Raw genomic sequence first — 18,596 nt, 5'->3', positions numbered from 1 at the left:
AGTCAACATATCAGATGCTACACGTTGCAATAAACGGTTTCGGACGCATTGGCCGCCATACGCTACGTAGCTTGCTGCTTCGGAATATCCCTGGTGTGCAGGTCGTGGCCATTAACGACCTCGCAGATACCGCTACCATTGCCCATCTTTTCAAATATGATTCGGTACATGGTCCTTATCCCGGAACGGTACTGGCCAGGGACGGTAAGCTGATTATCGACGGGCATCCGATTTCAACCTATACGGAGCGGCTGCCGGAAAATTTACCCTGGAACGCTCTTGGGGTTGATGTGGTAGTCGAATCGACCGGTAAGTTTCTTAAGCAGGAACTGGCCATGCAGCATTTGGCTGCAGGGGCCAAGCAGGTACTCCTTTCCGCGCCTTCGCCTGACAAAGGGATTCCGACTGTGGTGCTGGGTGTCAATGAATATACCATTGATATGCACACTCCCATCCTTTCAAATGCCTCATGCACCACTAATAACGTAGCGCCATTGGTTAAGGTACTGGATGAAAACTGGGGCATTGTCAACGGCTATATTACCACCGTACATAGCATGACCGGTGACCAGAATCTCCACGATGCGCCGCACCGTGATCTCCGACGGGCCAGGGCAGCGTCGGCTTCAATCATTCCCACGACGACGGGAGCGGCCAAGGCCATTACCAACGTGTTTCCGCATCTTGAAGGCCGACTTGGCGGTGCGGGGATCCGGGTACCCGTATTGAATGGCTCGCTGACTGATTTTACCTGTACGCTGGAACGCCTACCGACAGTTAACGAAATCAATGCAGCATTTCACCAGGCGGCAAATGGAACACTGAAAAATGTATTACAATACACTGAAGATCCTATCGTTTCCGTAGATATCCTCAATAATCCTTATTCCTGTGTATTCGATGCCCAATTAACGTCGATTGTCGGCACCCTGGTAAAGGTAGTGGGTTGGTACGACAATGAATACGGTTATTCCAACCGGCTGGTCGACCTATTGACGAATATCGCCTCGCGATGATCGAATTGATCAAACCTGAAGATACGCTGGCCTTGCGCAGCAAGGTACTCCGGAATGGACTGGCACCCGAAGCTTGTTTTTTTGAAACGGACAATTTACCCACGACATTTCACATGGGATACTTTCCGACTGACGGTGTCATTGCGGCTGTCCTCTCCTGCCAGCTGGAAAACCTGGAAGATTATGCTGGCATTGGCTACCGGTTACGGGGTATGGCAACGGATCCGTTATGGCAGGGTAAGGGTTTCGGCAGGCAACTGCTTCAGCAAACCATTACATACCTAACCAACGACTTAGCGGCTGATTACCTTTGGTGCAACGCACGTAAAATCGCCTACGGATTTTATCAGCATGCCGGGTTCCAATTCCTCTCCGCGGAGTTTGAGATTCACGGCATTGGACCACATAGTGTCATGTACCTCCAGCTCAGTTAGCTTATTATCATGGTTCATAAATAAAAAAGGAAGCCATTGGCTTCCTTTTTTGCTGACAAGTCGATATGGGTTTTCAAAACTTATTTCACTGCATCAATCACGGCTTTGAATGCCTCCGGATTATTCATGGCCAAATCAGCCAGTACCTTGCGGTTTAATCCGATGTTTTTGGCATTCAGCTTACCAATCAGCTGGGAGTACGATATCCCATGCTCACGGGCACCGGCATTGATACGCTGTATCCATAAAGCCCTGAATTCCCTCTTTTTGGTTTTGCGGTCGCGATAAGCGTACAGCAATCCTTTTTCTACGGTATTTTTAGCAACGGTATAAACCTTGCTACGTGCCCCATAATAGCCTTTCGCTAATTTGAGGATTTTTTTGCGCCTTCTGCGAGACGCTACTGCGTTAACCGAACGTGGCATAATTTCTAATTTTTTGGTAACAGGTGCCGTGTCTTACAACGGTCTTACAACCCGGTACCCGGTTAATGATTTTTGTTAATTACAACTACTATTTACCGATAGCAAGCATACGTTTTACGTTGCCTGTATCTGCTTCAGACACTAAACCGGTCTGCGTTAGATTGCGTTTACGTTTGGTGCTTTTCTTGGTCAGGATGTGACTTTTGAATGCATGTTTACGTGCAATCTTACCTGTTCCAGTAAGCTTAAAACGCTTTTTGGCACTGGAATTGGTTCTCACTTTTGGCATGATTACTTAATTTTTATATCGATCTGTCAGTTTCTATTATTTCTTTCCGGGTGTTTTCGGTGCAACCGTGAGGAACATTCGCTTGCCTTCCAGTTTGGGAAGTAGTTCCACCTTTCCGTAGTCTTCAAGCGCCTGTGCAAAGCGGAGCAGTAGAATTTCACCCTGTTCCTTATATACAATTGCCCGCCCTTTGAAGTGAACATAGGCACGTACCTTCTCGCCAGCTTCCAGGAACTTGACAGCGTGTTTCAGCTTGAACTCAAAGTCGTGGTCGTTGGTATTGGGACCGAAGCGGATTTCCTTAATAACCGTTTGCTTGGCGTTGGCTTTGATTTCCTTCTGCTTCTTCTTCTGCTCGTAGATGAATTTGCTATAATCGATGATTTTACACACCGGGGGATGGGCATTGGGGGAAATTTCCACCAGGTCCAATTCCAATTCATCAGCCAGTTCCAATGCTTTGCGTGTAGGATAAACCCCTTGCTCCACATTATCTCCGACCAGACGCACCTCTGGTACCCTAATATATTCATTTATCCGGTGATCCGGCTCTTTTTTCTTAAATGGGGGCCGTCCGCGGCCTTTAAATCCTGGTTTATTTAACGCCAAATGTTAAAAAATTAAACGGTTATCTCTTTTGTTAAATGTTCAGCAAACGCATCTGCCGTCATCACACCCAAATCACCGGAGCCGTGTTTCCGCACAGAAACTGTGCCATTCTCCACTTCTTTTTCACCGATGATCAGCATATACGGAATCTTCTTTATTTCCGCGTCCCGGATCTTACGTCCGATTTTCTCGTCACGTAGGTCAACCAAGCCGCGAATATCGGAATTATTAAGCGATTCTAAAAGTTTTTTCGCATATTCTTCATATTTTTCAGAGATGGGCAACACGATAAATTGTTCGGGTGCGAGCCACAGTGGAAATTCCCCTGCACAATGCTCAATCAGTACCGCCACAAACCGCTCCAGCGACCCAAAGGGTGCCCGATGGATCATTACGGGACGGTGCTTGGTGTTGTCACTTCCTGTGTACTCCAATTCAAAACGTTCGGGCAGGTTATAATCTACCTGAATCGTACCCAGCTGCCACTTGCGACCCAATGCATCTTTCACCATAAAGTCCAGTTTCGGCCCATAGAATGCCGCCTCCCCCAGTTCCACGATGGTTTTCAGTCCTTTTTCCGCAGTGGCCTCAATAATTGCGCGTTCCGCCAGGTCCCAGTTTTCATCTGATCCGATATATTTACCCCGGTTATCCGGATCACGTAATGAAACCTGTGCGGTATAGTCCTCGAAACCTAACGCACCAAATACATAGAGTACCAGATCGATCACTTTTTTAAACTCGTCCTTTACCTGATCCGGACGGCAGAACAGGTGTGCGTCGTCCTGCGTAAACCCGCGTACCCGTGTAAGACCATGTAATTCACCGCTTTGTTCATACCGGTAGACCGTACCGAATTCAGCAAACCGGATCGGAAGATCTTTATATGAGCGGGGTTTTGTCTTGTAGATTTCGCAGTGATGGGGGCAATTCATCGGTTTCAGGAAAAACTCCTCGCCTTCCTGCGGTGTATGGATCGGCTGAAATGAGTCTGCTCCGTATTTGTCGTAATGCCCCGAAGTGACGTAAAGATTTTTATGGCCGATATGGGGTGTTACCACAGGTTCGTAGCCCGCCTTGATCTGTGCCCGCTGCAGAAAATCAATCAGCTTTTGGCGCAGACGGGCTCCCTTGGGGAGCCACAGTGGCAATCCCATGCCCACTTTCTCAGAAAAGGTAAACAGTTCAAGCTCGCGGCCCAGCTTGCGGTGGTCGCGCTTCTTGGCTTCCTCAATCATGTGCAGGTAATCGGCCAGCTCGCCTGCTTTGGGAAACGTTACGCCGTATATACGGGTAAGCTGCTTACGGCTTTCGTCTCCGCGCCAGTACGCCCCTGCCACGTTAGTCAGTTTTACAGCCTTGATAAAACCAGTGTTCGGAATATGGGGACCGCGGCAGAGGTCCGTAAAGTTACCCTGCGTATAGAACGTAATGCTACCGTCGGGCAGGTCTTTAATCAAGTCAAGCTTATATTCATCGCCTTTTTCCGTAAAGTAGGCTTCCGCATCCGCTTTACTCACCGGTGTACGGGTATATGCTGACTTCGTACGGGCAAGTTCGATAATCTTATCCTCAATTTTTTTGAAATCATCCGAAGAGAACTCGCGGTCGCCAAAATCGACATCATAGTAGAATCCGGTCTCAATTGCCGGACCGATACCAAATTTTATACCGGGGTACAGCGCTTCCAGCGCTTCCGCCATTAAGTGGGCTGAGGAATGCCAGAATGTGGATTTTCCTTCGCGGTCGTTCCAGGTCAGCAGCCGGACGTCGGCATCCTGTTCAATGGGCCGGGAAGCATCCCATACTTCGCCATTAACAACAGCGGCTAACACGTTACGGGCCAAGCCTTCGGAAATGGATTGTGCGATCTCCATCGCATTCGTCCCCTGCGCATACTGACGCACGGAACCGTCGGGTAAGGTAATGTTAATCATGTACAACTATGATTTTAATGTTAATAAAACGAATGACATAAACCACAATACAAGGTGTGATTATTTTTCGGGCACAAAGGTAAAGAAAGGGAAGCTGAAAACAAAACCAGTCTTTGCCAGTAGATCGTCAGGTTACTCTGCAAAGGTCAACGGACGCTTACCGCAATATTTTCCGTATCTTTGCACCCTAAAAAAGAAACATGGCGCATCAGGTCCCCGAAGACGGCTCATTACTTCCGCTGATGGAGGAATTCTACACGATACAGGGTGAAGGCTACCATACCGGCAAAGCGGCTTATTTCATCCGCTTGGGCGGTTGCGATGTGGGTTGCCATTGGTGCGACGTAAAAGAAAGCTGGGATGCCGAGCTGCATCCGCTTACTGCTGCCGACACCATTATTGAACACGCAGAGCGACACCCTTCGAAAGCCGTAGTAGTTACCGGTGGTGAGCCATTGTTATACAACCTTGATTACCTCACGTGGGGCTTGCAGGCTGCCGGCATCAAAACATTTATTGAAACATCAGGAGCCTATCCGCTGAGCGGCAGCTGGGATTGGGTCTGCCTTTCGCCAAAAAAATTTAAAGCCCCACTCCCGGATGTCATTGCCGCCGCCGGTGAACTTAAAGTCATTATTTTTAATAAAAGTGATTTTGCCTGGGCCGAACAACATGCCGCGCTCGTCCCTCCCGCCTGCCGCCTGTACCTACAGCCGGAATGGTCGAAAGCAGCGGAGATGACACCCCTTATTGTCGATTACGTTATGCAGCACCCTCAGTGGGAAATTTCACTCCAGACCCACAAGTACCTGAACATTCCCTGAGTTGGCCCATCTATTTTTATAATACATTTGTTGGAATCTGTTGTTTTTGGAACTTTTTTTGTGTTTCTTACCTGAAACGTATAAATTTGTCTAACATCAATCGTGAAATACCAAATAAAAAAGACATCATGAAAAAAATTGTTACCATATGTACTATGCTGATTGCCTTTATAGGCGTTGCCATGGCACAGCAAAACAGCAAGGCCGAGTTCAAATTCGAAACAGAGACACATGATTTCGGGAAAATACCACAGGGCAAACCGGTTACTTATGAATTTACCTTTACCAATGTGGGTACCGAACCTATTATTATCAGTGAGGTAAAACCGTCGTGCGGATGCTCTGTTGCGGAATTTACAAAGACACCGGTAAAGCCGGGTGAAAAAGGAACGATTTCGGTAACTTATAATGCGGCGGCAAAAGCGCCTTTTACCAAGAACTTTACGGTCCGTTCCAACACCAAGACCCCCGTAAAGACCCTTTACATCAAAGGAGAAGTGACCGGATAGTTGTCTTAAAAAAGCATAACAAACCAGAGCCGCTTCTAAAAAAAGCGGCTTTTTTTATATCTTAAAATGTGTAATATTGCACCATGAAGGGTGACTTCATTAATAAAACATTATGCCTGTAATATCTCAAAAAGGCCGGGAAATGCCGGCTTCGCCTATACGTAAACTTACACCTTATGCCGACCGGGCTAAGGAGGAAGGAAAAACGGTCTACCACCTCAACATTGGACAACCGGATATCGAAACACCCGAAATCATGCTGGATGCTATTCGGAATATCGATTTTAAAATATGGGCTTATACACCTTCTGAAGGTACGCTTGCCTACCGGAAGAAACTGAGTGAATACTACAATAAATTGGGATATGGTATTAATCCGCAGGATATCCTGGTTACCAATGGTGGCTCGGAAGCGATTACCATCGCCATGCAGGCCTGTCTGAATACGGATGAGGAAATCATCATACCGGAACCGTTCTATGCCAATTACAGTGGATTTGCGCATACTGCCGGCATTATTATTAAACCCATTCTTTCACACATTGAAAATGGGTTTGCCCTGCCGGCAATTTCAGCATTTGAATCACTGATAACGGAAAAAACTAAAGCGATTGCCATCTGCAATCCCAATAACCCCACCGGTTATCTCTACTCGCGTGAAGAGTTGGGGGCACTTCGCGACCTCTGTATTAAGCACGATCTCTTTCTTTTGGTTGATGAAGCTTACCGGGAATTCTGTTACGGCGACCGCTCCTTTATCTCCCCACTGCACCTGGACGGTTTTGATCAGCATGTCGTTATACTCGACACGGTATCCAAACGATACAGTGCCTGTGGTGCCCGTTTAGGGTGTATCATCACAAAAAACCGGGCCGTATGGGAAACTGCATTGAAATTTGCACAGGCACGTCTGAGTCCACCCGCCGTTGCGCAGCTGGCAGCGACGGCCGCAGTAGATACACCACAAAGTTATTTTGATGCCGTAAAACGCGAATATACGGCCCGACGCGATGTATTAGTCGATGGGCTGAACCGGATAACCGGGGTACACTGTCCCCTTCCCGGCGGAGCCTTTTATGTGCTAGCCCAGTTTCCCATTGATGACTCGGACCGATTCTGCCAGTGGATGCTTGAGGATTTCGCTTATGAAAATCAAACCGTAATGATGGCACCTGCCACCGGATTTTATAGTCACGAACAGGAAGGAAAAAAAGAGATAAGGCTAGCTTATGTACTAAACATCAACGACTTAAAAAAGGCATTGATTTGTATTGAAAAAGGATTAGCCACTTATCCGGGTCGGGTTTAAGGTAGTCTATCAAGCACGAACTGAAGCTGTTCTTCTTCGTTCAGTTCCGTGTTGTCCAATATGACGGCATCATGTGCCCGCACTAACGGGCTTTCCTCGCGCGTAGTATCAATATAATCTCGGTGCGCCAGGTTTTCAAATACTTCCTCAAGGGTGATCTGTTCCCCCTTGTTTTTCAGTTCCAGGTACCGGCGCTCGGCACGAACATTGGGATCGGCAGTCATGAAAATCTTGACATTAGCATCCGGAAAGACGGTAGTCCCGATATCCCGACCATCCATGACGATATCCCTGCTCCGGCCCATTTCCTGCTGCAATGCCACCATGGACTGCCGGACTGCTTTTATGGCGCTTACTTCACTGACATTATCCGAGATATGCATTTGTCTGATTTCATCGCTGATATCCTCTCCGTTGAGGAAGATACTGGTTTTTTCAGGTGTAGCGTGAAAATCGATCCGGATATTAGCCAGCGCCTTATTTACCTCCTGCTCATCGTCCAATGACACCCCGTTCCGAAGGAAATACAGGGTAACGGCACGGTACATTGCGCCACTATCGATATACAGGTAATGCAGCCGTTTGGCAAGTGCCTTGGCCAGTGTACTTTTACCGCATGAGGAATAGCCGTCAATGGCAATAATGTTGTTTTTTCTTCCCATTAGCGTCAGTTGTTGCCCCCGATCAGCACGCCTGGCTTGTTAAGCACCGGTATCTTGGTAAGGTTCTCATCTATAATGCTTTCGGGCAGAAAAATATATTTTTTATCGTAAATTGTTCCATTAACGTAGTAGCTCAACCAATACTCATTGGTCAATCCGAAAACCTGTTCGTCAATGGCTTCAATCCGGGCGTAATCTCCTGAATCTATATCACCGATAAAATGCCGCAATATAGATGTTTTCACATCTTTGCCATCTTTCACGCCATAACCTTTGGAACTCACCATGACATTCTGAATCGGTGTCATTTTTTCATTAATGAGATACACATGCCATACTTTCTCACCGGGTGATTCACGCTCCAATACAATAGCAATGGAAACATCTTCAACAATATTCTCCGGCAGGTCTTTTTTCATTTCTTTCTGCGATTGGCAGCTGATCAGCTGTTATCGGCTAGCGGTAGCCATATAAATTACTTTCTTCCCCTCGTCTTCTTTTTCGGCTTCTGCTCCCCTGTTTCCGCCCACTTCAGCACGTCGGCATAAGTAATTGCCGCTACGTCCGTCCCTTTGGGTATTTTGATATTTTGCTTACCAAACCGAATAAACGGTCCCCATCGTCCGTTTTCAATGCGCGCTTCTGGGTTTTCGTCAAAAACACGGATTACTTTCTCTTTATCTTTCTGGCGTTTTTCACGGATAATCTGGATAGCGAGCTCCTCTGTCACATCATGTGGGTCAACCGTTTTGGGCAGGGAATAAAACGCATTGTCATGGCGGATATATGGCCCGAATCGGCCGATGGCAACCGCCATATCTTTATCCTCAAACTGACCTACTGTTTTGGGAAGCTTAAATAATTCCATTGCCTCCTCAAAGGTAATGGTCTCGACCATCTGTCCGGGGCGTAGACTGGCAAACCGGGGCTTTTCCTCATCATCGGCCGTACCGATCTGTACCATAGGGCCAAAGCGGCCGATACGTACACTGACTTTCTTGCCGGTTTCCGGATCCGTACCCAATTCGCGCTCACTATTTGCCCGATCAGCCGTTTTAATCGTTGTTTCTACTTCATTATGAAAAGGGCCATAAAAATCGTGGAGCATATCTGTCCACGCCTTGAGTCCCTGGGCGATCTCATCAAACTCCTTTTCTACTTTGGCAGTGAAATGAAAATCCACAATACCTTTAAAATGCTCCACAAGAAAGTCATTGACAACCGCACCAATATCTGTGGGGAATAATTTGGCTTTCTCCGCACCGGTTGTTTCTGTTCTTTTCAACATGGCGATTTCGCCGGACTGAAGTTCCAGTACGCGATAATCCCGGGGTTTGCCTTCCCGGTCCTCTTTTACAACGTAACCGCGGTTTTGAATAGTAGAAATGGTCGGTGCATAAGTAGAGGGGCGTCCAATACCCAGTTCCTCGAGCTTTTTCACCAGACTGGCTTCGGTATACCGGGCCGGCGGACGGGAGAACCGTTCCGTGGCAGTAAGGGTTTTCAACGTCAATTCCTGTCCCTTTTGCAATGGGGGTAATAATGCATTTCCCGTATCATCATCCAGATTAGGTTCGTGTTCCTCATCAGTTGATTCAAAATATACTTTCAGGAAACCATCGAATTTCATTACTTCGCCATTGGCCACAAGTAATTCATCCCGCGTTGAAATACCGATCTTCGCCGTTGTCCTTTCAAACATGGCTTCGCTCATCTGGGAGGCAATCGCCCGTTTCCAGATTAATTCATATAACCGCCTGTCGGCTGGGTCACCTTCAATCGTATGCTGATTGAAATAGGTGGGCCGGATGGCCTCGTGGGCCTCCTGGGCTCCGGAAGATTTTGTTTTATACTGCCGGCGCTTATGATACTGGTTACCATAGGCCGTACGGATTTCCTGCTCAGCTCCTTCCAGTGCCGTATCACTCAGATTCACTGAATCTGTACGCATATAGGTAATGCGGCCCGATTCATAAAGACGCTGTGCCACGGCCATCGTACGGGCTACAGAAAACCCCAGTTTACGGCTTGCTTCCTGCTGCAGCGTCGAGGTGGTAAATGGAGCGGCAGGGTTACGCTTTGAGGGCTTGGTTTCCAGTTCCGCCACGGAAAATCCGGCGCCGGAACAATCCCTTAAAAATTGTTCCGCTGCTGCTGCATCTGAAAATCGCTGCGGAAGTTCCGCTTTAAAAAGCTCTTTGGCATTCCCGGTATTGAATATCGCTACGACTCGGAATGCCGCTTCTGCCTGAAATCGGTTGATTTCCCGTTCACGGTCCACAATCAGGCGAACCGCCACGGACTGCACCCGACCGGCGGACAGTGCGGGTTTCACTTTTTTCCATAGCACAGGTGAGAGTTCAAAACCAACCAGGCGGTCGAGCACTCTTCTCGCCTGCTGTGCATTCACCAGGTTAAAGTCGATGCTCCGCGGGGTTTCAATAGCACGGAGAATAGCGGGTTTGGTAATTTCATGGAATACAATGCGCCGCGTATTGCTATCCTGTAATCCAAGCGTTTCGTAAAGATGCCAGGAAATAGCTTCTCCCTCGCGGTCCTCGTCGGATGCGAGCCAGACCGTTTCTGCATTTTTGGCTAATTTTTTCAACTCACTGACTATGGCTTTTTTATCGGCAGGCACCTCATACTTTTGTGTAAAGTCATTTTTGGTGTCTATGGCGTCGTCTGTCTTTACCAGGTCACGGATATGTCCATAGCTGGATTTCACTAAAAAATCCTTTCCCAGATATCCTTCTATTGTTTTTGCTTTTGCCGGAGACTCAACGATCAGTAAGTTTTTCGCCATTAATTTTCAGATTTCTGCAAATAAAGGGATTTATTCAGGGAATGACAAAACGTTTTGTGATTTTTAGCGATCATCTGTCGGCTATTGTTTTCAGTCAATGGCTTCCAGGGAAGCCATAACAGTAGGATTAACAATAGCTAATTATTGATTATTGGTACTAAAGACCAATCACCACAAAAAAATTACATCGCACAAAAAGAAAATGGCAAAAACAACAGATGCCACACCATTGGTTGTCATAAATGCCCGGTTTACGCGACTTAGATCAGTTGGACTTACAATTCGATGCTGATAAATAAGTAACAGCATATAAAAAACAACGCCTGCTATATAAAACCAACGTAAAGGCACATAAAATAAGGGTAACACCACGAATACAACTGACAATACGTGGAAAAATTCCGAGAGTCGCAGCGCCTTTCGTTTCCCGAGCCAGGCGGGTATGGAATTCAAGCGCTGTTCGCGATCAAATTCTTCATCCTGCAATGCATAAATGATATCAAAACCACCGACCCAAAACAGCACTGCCAGTGAATAAAATACGGGGACAAGGTGAAATGTACCCGTAACGACAAGATAAGCCCCCAAAGGTGCAAGCCCCAAGCCCAACCCCAGCACCAGATGACAAAGTGGTGTAAACCGCTTTGTATAGCTGTAGCCCAGCACCACGGCAAGGGCAACGGGCGACAGGTAAAGGCAAACGGTATTAATCAATGCCGTTGCGCCGATAAAAAGCACGCAGTTGACAATCGTAAATGTAAGCGCCTGGCGTGGACTTACGCGTCCGGCCGGAATATCCCGCATGGCGGTACGTGGATTAGCTGCATCGATATCGCGGTCGAGATACCGATTGAATGCCATCGCCGCGTTACGGGCAAATACCATGCATGCCAGCATAAGCAACAACTTCATCCATGCAAATGGATAATCGGTTGTGTTGACGGCAAGAAAAAAGCCAATGATGGCAAACGGAAGTGCAAATATGCTATGAGCAAATAATACGAGGGAAAAATATTTATTCATAAATCGTTGTCCAGCGCGTTAATCTGTTGTTCATTAAAATTACGATTGATCTCATCGATTGCCATTAACAATGGTTCGCCCCCCATACGGGTTTCGGCCGATGTGAGAAAATGGGGAGGAACCGTTTCAAACCATTGTAGTAGCGCCTGTCGGAATTTCTTGATGTTCGCTGCGGACCCGGCCTGAGACAGTTTATCAGCCTTTGTAAAAACCAGCATAAATGGAATACGCTGCCCACCTAGCCAACAGCAAAAATCAAGGTCGATCTGCTGCGGCCCGTGCCGGCTGTCAACCAGCACAAAAACACACTGCAGGTTTTCGCGCATCAACAAGTACCGTCGGATAAACTTTTCCCATGCAGCACGATTGGATTTGGAAGTTTTTGCAAAACCATAGCCAGGCAAATCCACCAGATACCAATCGTCATTTATCAAAAAATGATTGATAACCTGTGTTTTACCAGGTGTCTGCGATGTCTTTGCCAAGCTTCGTTTGCCCGTAAGGGCATTAATCAACGATGATTTACCTACATTAGACCTCCCGATAAATGCATATTCGGGAAGACTCGGTTTCGGTAATTGATCGACCCGGGTATTGCTACAAATAAATACTGCCGTTTTGATAAGCATATGCAAAGGTAAGACTAAATGGCGTTGCTGCGCAAATTCATACCATTTCTTTCCCCTTCCGGGTAAATTCACTAAATTAGTCGCCCAAATGTACGTCATGTATCGATTCGGGACCCTCTCCTTCTGCCTTTTGCTTTCCATTTTACTAAGCGGCTGTCTTACCCGCAGAAATGCGCTTCCGCCAAACCGGACGGGTTCTTCGGTTCCCTACCGTAAGCCAGCAAGGAATGCAACAATCCCTACCGATGCATCATCGGCAGGAAGGAATGTGCCAGCACACGGCAAAAGCGGGTTACTCGAAGGGTATGCGGAAGTGCTTGGCGTACGACCCGGCGAACTGGAAAACCAGAAGTTGTACCAATACATTGACCAATGGATAGGCACCCCGCACCGGCTGGGAGGCACTGACCGGCGGGGTATCGACTGTTCTGCCTTTGTAGGTATGGTCATGCACGACGTTTATGGCAAGTCGATACCCCGAACTTCACAGGACATGGCCCAGCAGGTTAAGCGAAAATACGAAAGGCAACTTAAGGAAGGTGACCTGGTCTTCTTTTCATTTGGACGGGGAAGCATCGATCATGTAGGTATCTACCTGCAGAATAGCAAGTTCGTCCACGTTTCCACCAGCCGTGGAGTCATCATCAGCGACCTGCGCGACACCTGGTATTACAAATATTTCAGACGTGCCGGCTCTGTCAGACAATAGTAGGTGTATTCTGACGACAGATTTCCTGTGCCCTTTTCGATAGGTTGATAAATGCCGCGCGTCAGCGAATCCAAGAAAGTCAGATGCAGTGAATACCCTATCGTATCCAGTGCAGTTAAATTGCATATAAAAGTAAATTTAACTAAGTTTGTTGCCGACGAAACAGCACACCATAGCCATCCCGTGAAACGCATTGTATTTATATTGCTGATCCCCATTGTACTGCTACAAAGCTTCGCTACGTTATGGATTTCAGTCGGATTTTACGCCAATCGGGATTTGATTGCCAAAACCCGCTGCGAAAATCGCTTTACACTCAACAATTCCTGCCTTGGACAGTGCGTCTTGATGAAAAAACTGAAAGAACAGGAAGAAAAGGAAAGACGGCAGCCCGATATTAAATTCAAGGAAGCGCTGCTGTTCAACCAGCATTTAGGCGTCGTTAACTTACTGCGTCCGTCAACCGACCGGCGTACCGAACGGCAGTCACTTTACCGTGAATCTCTGCATGTCCATACGTTTTTCGCATCTATTTTCCGTCCACCGGCCGCTTAGCCCCACAGTCCCTATCATCGCATGCCCAGTTGCATGCAGCACTCATTTTTTGTTTTAAGTGGAACTTCTTGTTCGTTCCGTTTCATTTTTACATGGATTGAAAACCCCGGTCGCATTTTTACTGCTATTGTCGTTGGTTTACCAATGCTTGGGTAGCCTTGGTGTATTTGCCTGGTATGAGGCGAACCGTACATCTATTGTGGCTAACCTGTGCATCAACCGGGATAAACCCGAACTGCATTGCAATGGCAAATGTATTTTGGCGCAGAAACTGCGGAACCTGGATGATTCAGACCGAAAAGAAACCAACCAGGGGGCCTCTGGAACTTTGAAACTCGAAATCCCCGCCTTTATTGTACAGTATTACCGCATCACGCCAATTGACTTCGATGAAAAGGCCACCCATCGTTTCCCTCATGCACTAACTCCTTATTCTTTCCTCCCCGACGCTGATATTTTCCGACCCCCAATTGCAGGATAATTAACACACCATAATTACATAATCCCATCGTATGGAGCAGTAGCTGTTCTATACCGGATATCCTGTGAATAAACAAATTATCGGAATAACAAATAACAGCAAAATGAAAGCTTATCAATATCTCATTGTATTCACCTTAGGTGTTTTATCATTCACTTCCTGCAGCAAGAATGAGGGGCCTGCACCCGACCAGCAACTGACGGGTAACCTGCAGCTGAAGTTTGACCACATCGTGGGTGACAAAAAGCTGCAACTCGGCAGTGGCGAATATACCAATACAGCCGGCGAATTGTTTACAGTTGATCTATTGAAGTATTATGTCAGTAATGTCAAAATCAGTACAGCCGACGGACGTACTTACACGGTGCCCCAAGAAGAAAGCTATTTCCTCATCGACGCGTCGGTTACCGAAAGCCAGTTTGTGAATATTGAGGTACCCGAGGGTGACTATACTCAGCTGACGTTCCTACTGGGTGTAGATAGCCTGCGCAGCACCATGCCCGTAGAAGATCGAACGGGAGTACTTGACCCTGCCGGCGATCACAACGGTGGTGGCATGTACTGGTCGTGGAACAGCGGTTACATCTTCTTTAAGATGGAAGGTCAATCCCCGGCGGTTGACCTTGAAGGTGATCCCACCGGACAGCACCGATACCGTTATCATATCGGTGGATTTGGCGGTTATGACGCGCCGACGCTCAATAACATTAAGACGGTATCGCTCGACCTGAGCCGCGCAGGCACCGCCAATGTTCGGCAGGAACTCAGCAGCAATGTCCATCTTTTTATTGACCTGGCCAAGGTTTTCAATGGAAGTACAACCGTGAGCCTAGCCGAAAACCCTACTGTGATGTTCGGTGATTACAGCGCCTTCATTGCCAATAACTATCAGGCTATGTTTTCGCATGACCATACACATAATTTTGAACCGTTGAATGGCACACATGAATAGTCGACGAACAGGGAGGCCATTCGCCGTGCTCTGCCTGGTGCTCGCCTGCGCCGTAGCCTGTAACAAGGCTGCTGATGTTGCTCCTGATTGGTTCGGTGGGTTTAAAAAGCCTGCCAACTTTCCCGAACCGGTGTACGACCTGAATGCCAACCCAATTAACCAGGCAGGTTTCGAACTGGGCAGGAAGTTATTCCATGACCCTTTGTTATCGCGCAATAACACCATCTCGTGCGCGAGTTGTCACATTCAGTCGTCCGCGTTTACCCATCACGGTCATGACGTAAGCCACGGAATAGATGACAAACTGGGTACACGGAACGCACCGCCAATCATGAATCTGGCCTGGAGCAAAAATTTCTTCTGGGACGGCGGTGTGTTCCACTTGGACATGCTGGCCATCGCACCCATTGAAAATCCGGTGGAAATGGATGAGTCGCTCATGAACGTACTGGCTAAACTCCGCCAGCACACACAGTACCCCCGGTTATTCGAAAAGGCATTCGGTAGTCCGGAAATCAGCACAGCAAATTTCCTGAAAGCGTTATCGCAGTTTATGCTGATGGCCGTGAGCAGCAATGCAAAATACGATAAGGTCATGCGCGGCGAGGGTCACACAGCCTTCACTGCCGATGAGCAGGCAGGTTATGCCGTTTATCAGCAACATTGCGCAGGTTGTCATGCGGAACCGTTGTTTACCGACCAGTCGTTCCGGGACAACGGACTGGGGCCGAATCCCATTAATGACCAGGGACGGTATATGATTACGCTCAACGACACGGACAGCTACAAGTTTAAGGTACCCAGTCTCCGGAACCTGAAATATACCGCACCGTATATGCACGATGGCAGGCTGCTTACCTTAGCGGCCGTAATTGCGCACTATCGTCGCGAAGTACGGGATACACCCAACCTTGACCCGCTGTTGCGTAATCCCGATGGGTCACGGGGTATTGTGCTTTCCGAAACGGAAAAGACGGACCTTCTGGCCTTTTTGCAAACCCTGAATGACGAAAAATTCGTAACCGATCCCTTTCTGGGGGTAGGAAATTAAAAAATTATTATCATGAAACATACCATCATTACGCTCTTACTCTGCCTGGCAGCATTGCGTCCTGCCCTTGCCTGCGACATCTGCGGATGTGGCGTAGGCACATACTATCTCGGCATTCTACCCGACTTCAACAAGCGGTTCGTGGGGCTACGTTATCAACACCGCCCACTGACGACGCATTTGGGTCCATCAGGAAACCGGACGCCCCTTACGGCTGACGAAACCTATCAAAGCTACGAGCTCTGGGGAGCCTGGAATTTTGGTACCCGCTGGCGGGCGATGGCCATTATCCCCTACAATTTCAACCGCAGGGAAATACCTGGAAGTGGGGAGACAGGTGAGAAAAGTGGCTTGGGCGACGTGGCCTTAATGGGCTATTACAAAGTATTTGAACAGCTAACCGGTACTTCCGACAATAAAATCCTAATCCACTCCCTATGGGCAGGCGTTGGAATAAAAACACCTACAGGACAGTATGATAACAGTGAACGGACCAATGCGTCACAGGACTCACCTAACAATTTCCAGTTGGGTACCGCCAGCACTGATTTCATGGCTAACCTGGCTTATGACATCCGGTTAATGGATCTGGGGTTGAATGTGAATGCAAGCTACAAAATCAATACGGAGAACAACTACGCATACCGCTATGGTAACAAATTCACTGCAAATGCCCTCTTCTATTATAAGTTTAATATTCAGAATCGCCTACGCATTGCACCCAATGCCGGAATTATGTATGAAACACAGGAAAAAGATGAAACACAGAAACGCTATCCGGTTGCTCAGTCCGGTGGATATGCAACTACCGGTATTATCGGCCTGGAACTGAATGCCGGTAGACTATCTCTCGGTGCGAATCACCAATTACTGCTTGACCAGCACCTGGCAGATGGCCGGGCTATTGCCGGAAACCGATGGATGGCACATGTATCGTTTGCATTCTGATTCCGTCTTGCCTGCTTAATCAAAAAGGCATCGACCAATCCTGGGAGCAGGATTACAATTACTTACACCGTACATCCATCCGGATAAAATGGGTGTACGGTGTATTGATGATCTGTAAGTCAACGGTGTTAATCTATTGCCACATTGAACTCATCTTATTTCCGTATCAACTATCGGAGGTCCAAAAAATGACATCCCACAAACGCACACTTTTGCAATAGTTAATGAATATGCCGATCTTTGTAACCATAATCATAGGGATTAAATTATAAAATCGATGGTTACCGTAACAGAAAAGGCTAAAGCGCGCATTCTGGACATTATGCGCAATGAAAATTACGACGATTCCTACTTTGTACGCGTAGCGGTGGAAAGTGGCGGCTGTTCGGGTTTAAGTTATAAGCTTCATTTTGACAATGAGGAAAAAAAAGGTGATCAGGTATTTGAAGACAATGGCATCAGCATCTGTTTGGATATCAAGTCCTACCTGTATCTTGCCGGCACTGAACTCGACTATTCAGACGGGCTGACGGGCAAGGGATTTGAATTCCATAATCCCAATGCGTCACGTACGTGTGCCTGCGGCGAGAGCTTTGCCGTTTAATCGTGTAATTCCACTTCCTTACCTTATTCCCGCATCCGAACGTGTACGGTGATTTATTTCAGCGAAAACAGATCATCGACACCCAATAGCCTGCGACAGGTATATCCTTCTGCATAGCGGGCTCCGATATATTTACCGTATTCCCTGGCACGAGCTTCGATATATTCCATAAAATCCGGCCGGGAGATATAGGTTTCGGGCTCATCTGCATGATATCCAGCATGATAAAACTGTGATTTATATGCCTGTATGGCCTGGACTTTCTGCTGCCAGTAGTCGCTTACATCAACAGCAATATCCGGTTTGATATAGCGGTCCTGAATCAGCTGAAGCAGTAGCCCCGGACGATGGGGTACCTGTGGTTGCCCATTGTCCTCCTCCGTTTCCACTTTACGCAGACCGGCCAGGAACGTGGCATCATTAACCAACTCACCTGCCCGTCCATGGTCCGGATGGCGGTCATGCAGCGCATTGGTAATTATTATCTCCGGACGGTACCTGCGTATTGCGCGGACTACCTGCAGCTGATGACGTTCATCATTACTAAAAAACCCGTCACGCATGCCCAGATTCTCCCGGGTGTGCAGGCCAAGTATCCTGGCCGCGGCTGAAGCTTCCTCCGCCCGTATTTCTGGCGTGCCACGGGTACCGAGTTCGCCGCGGGTCAGATCGACGATGCCAACCTTACGGCCCATAGCCACGTGTTTCAGGATTGTACCGCCGCAACCCAATTCGGCATCGTCTGGATGTACGGTGATAACCAATATAGCTAACTTGGTATGAATCTCGCTCATGTATGTGTGCTTATGTATTTACGTTACCGT

22 protein-coding genes are annotated in these 18,596 nt (G+C 47.6%); 12 read left to right on the top strand and 10 right to left on the bottom strand.

Translation table 11 applies throughout. From position 1 onward, the window contains the following. Window positions 1–14: 14 nt before the first annotated feature. Together gap and NEV57_RS01065 are read left to right on the top strand one after the other, a co-directional pair. Window positions 15–1,016, top strand: coding sequence for a type I glyceraldehyde-3-phosphate dehydrogenase (gap, locus tag NEV57_RS01070; RefSeq protein WP_257656435.1), 1,002 nt, complete (start codon window positions 15–17; stop codon window positions 1,014–1,016). Beyond that, entirely contained in the window at window positions 1,013–1,450 is a 438-nt protein-coding gene (locus NEV57_RS01065) for a GNAT family N-acetyltransferase (protein ID WP_257656434.1), read from the top strand. Before gap ends, NEV57_RS01065 begins: the two co-directional genes overlap by 4 nt. An 80-nt stretch (window positions 1,451–1,530) precedes the next feature. On the opposite strand, the gene rplT is transcribed toward NEV57_RS01065, so the two are convergent. The 4 genes from rplT to thrS all read right to left on the bottom strand — a co-directional run bounded on the left by rplT (window position 1,531) and on the right by thrS (window position 4,710). After that, complete coding sequence (gene rplT / locus NEV57_RS01060) at window positions 1,531–1,875, bottom strand: 50S ribosomal protein L20 (protein ID WP_257656433.1); 345 nt, start codon at window positions 1,873–1,875, stop codon at window positions 1,531–1,533. A gap of 88 nt (window positions 1,876–1,963) precedes the next feature. Beyond that, window positions 1,964–2,164 (bottom strand): 50S ribosomal protein L35, encoded by a 201-nt coding sequence (gene rpmI / locus NEV57_RS01055; protein WP_257656432.1) that lies wholly within the window; start codon window positions 2,162–2,164, stop codon window positions 1,964–1,966. 36 nt (window positions 2,165–2,200) lie between these two features. Next, window positions 2,201–2,773, bottom strand: coding sequence for a translation initiation factor IF-3 (gene infC / locus NEV57_RS01050; protein WP_257656431.1), 573 nt, complete (start codon window positions 2,771–2,773; stop codon window positions 2,201–2,203). Window positions 2,774–2,784: 11 nt separating this feature from the next. Next, on the bottom strand, window positions 2,785–4,710 hold the full coding sequence (thrS, locus tag NEV57_RS01045; RefSeq protein WP_257656430.1) for a threonine--tRNA ligase: 1,926 nt from the start codon (window positions 4,708–4,710) through the stop codon (window positions 2,785–2,787). A gap of 200 nt (window positions 4,711–4,910) precedes the next feature. On the opposite strand from thrS, the gene NEV57_RS01040 reads away from it, so the two are divergent. From NEV57_RS01040 to NEV57_RS01030, 3 genes are all read left to right on the top strand, one after another. Further along, entirely contained in the window at window positions 4,911–5,534 is a 624-nt protein-coding gene (locus NEV57_RS01040) for a 7-carboxy-7-deazaguanine synthase QueE (RefSeq protein ID WP_257656429.1), read from the top strand. Window positions 5,535–5,662: 128 nt separating this feature from the next. After that, window positions 5,663–6,043, top strand: coding sequence for a DUF1573 domain-containing protein (locus NEV57_RS01035; protein ID WP_257656428.1), 381 nt, complete (start codon window positions 5,663–5,665; stop codon window positions 6,041–6,043). A gap of 112 nt (window positions 6,044–6,155) precedes the next feature. Then, a complete protein-coding gene (locus NEV57_RS01030) occupies window positions 6,156–7,352 on the top strand; it encodes a pyridoxal phosphate-dependent aminotransferase (RefSeq protein ID WP_257656427.1) in 1,197 nt (398 codons plus the stop codon). On the opposite strand, the gene cmk is transcribed toward NEV57_RS01030, so the two are convergent. The 5 genes from cmk to yihA all read right to left on the bottom strand — a co-directional run bounded on the left by cmk (window position 7,349) and on the right by yihA (window position 12,472). After that, window positions 7,349–8,014, bottom strand: a complete 666-nt coding sequence (gene cmk / locus NEV57_RS01025) for a (d)CMP kinase (protein ID WP_257656426.1) — start codon at window positions 8,012–8,014, stop codon at window positions 7,349–7,351. The genes NEV57_RS01030 and cmk overlap by 4 nt on opposite strands. Window positions 8,015–8,019: 5 nt before the next feature. After that, complete coding sequence (locus NEV57_RS01020; RefSeq protein WP_257656425.1) at window positions 8,020–8,433, bottom strand: hypothetical protein; 414 nt, start codon at window positions 8,431–8,433, stop codon at window positions 8,020–8,022. Between the two features lie 56 nt (window positions 8,434–8,489). Beyond that, on the bottom strand, window positions 8,490–10,820 hold the full coding sequence (gene topA / locus NEV57_RS01015; protein WP_257656424.1) for a type I DNA topoisomerase: 2,331 nt from the start codon (window positions 10,818–10,820) through the stop codon (window positions 8,490–8,492). A gap of 168 nt (window positions 10,821–10,988) precedes the next feature. Then, on the bottom strand, window positions 10,989–11,843 hold the full coding sequence (locus NEV57_RS01010; RefSeq protein WP_257656423.1) for a UbiA-like polyprenyltransferase: 855 nt from the start codon (window positions 11,841–11,843) through the stop codon (window positions 10,989–10,991). Continuing rightward, complete coding sequence (gene yihA / locus NEV57_RS01005) at window positions 11,840–12,472, bottom strand: ribosome biogenesis GTP-binding protein YihA/YsxC (protein WP_257656422.1); 633 nt, start codon at window positions 12,470–12,472, stop codon at window positions 11,840–11,842. The genes NEV57_RS01010 and yihA overlap by 4 nt, the downstream gene beginning before the upstream one ends. Before the next feature lie 97 nt (window positions 12,473–12,569). Between yihA and NEV57_RS01000 the strand changes: the two genes are divergently transcribed. The 7 genes from NEV57_RS01000 (at window position 12,570) to NEV57_RS00970 (ending at window position 17,772) form a co-directional block, all read left to right on the top strand. Next, window positions 12,570–13,181 (top strand): C40 family peptidase, encoded by a 612-nt coding sequence (locus NEV57_RS01000; RefSeq protein WP_257656421.1) that lies wholly within the window; start codon window positions 12,570–12,572, stop codon window positions 13,179–13,181. A 348-nt stretch (window positions 13,182–13,529) separates the two neighbouring features. Next, complete coding sequence (locus tag NEV57_RS00995) at window positions 13,530–13,736, top strand: hypothetical protein (RefSeq protein WP_257656420.1); 207 nt, start codon at window positions 13,530–13,532, stop codon at window positions 13,734–13,736. Window positions 13,737–13,833: 97 nt separating this feature from the next. Then, window positions 13,834–14,217, top strand: a complete 384-nt coding sequence (locus NEV57_RS00990; protein ID WP_257656419.1) for a hypothetical protein — start codon at window positions 13,834–13,836, stop codon at window positions 14,215–14,217. A 103-nt stretch (window positions 14,218–14,320) separates the two neighbouring features. Beyond that, complete coding sequence (locus tag NEV57_RS00985; protein ID WP_257656418.1) at window positions 14,321–15,169, top strand: MbnP family protein; 849 nt, start codon at window positions 14,321–14,323, stop codon at window positions 15,167–15,169. Next, window positions 15,162–16,220 (top strand): cytochrome-c peroxidase, encoded by a 1,059-nt coding sequence (locus tag NEV57_RS00980; RefSeq protein WP_257656417.1) that lies wholly within the window; start codon window positions 15,162–15,164, stop codon window positions 16,218–16,220. Before NEV57_RS00985 ends, NEV57_RS00980 begins: the two co-directional genes overlap by 8 nt. A 12-nt stretch (window positions 16,221–16,232) precedes the next feature. Further along, a complete protein-coding gene (locus tag NEV57_RS00975; RefSeq protein WP_257656416.1) occupies window positions 16,233–17,168 on the top strand; it encodes a transporter in 936 nt (311 codons plus the stop codon). A gap of 277 nt (window positions 17,169–17,445) precedes the next feature. Beyond that, window positions 17,446–17,772, top strand: a complete 327-nt coding sequence (locus NEV57_RS00970) for a HesB/IscA family protein (protein ID WP_257656415.1) — start codon at window positions 17,446–17,448, stop codon at window positions 17,770–17,772. A 53-nt stretch (window positions 17,773–17,825) separates the two neighbouring features. On the opposite strand, the gene bshB1 is transcribed toward NEV57_RS00970, so the two are convergent. Continuing rightward, complete coding sequence (gene bshB1 / locus NEV57_RS00965; protein ID WP_257656414.1) at window positions 17,826–18,566, bottom strand: bacillithiol biosynthesis deacetylase BshB1; 741 nt, start codon at window positions 18,564–18,566, stop codon at window positions 17,826–17,828. Window positions 18,567–18,596 lie beyond the last annotated feature (30 nt).

The sequence above is a fragment of the Parapedobacter lycopersici genome (assembly GCF_024643285.1).
GTDB lineage: Bacteria > Bacteroidota > Bacteroidia > Sphingobacteriales > Sphingobacteriaceae > Parapedobacter > Parapedobacter lycopersici.
This window is presented reverse-complemented; position numbering and strand designations above follow the sequence as displayed.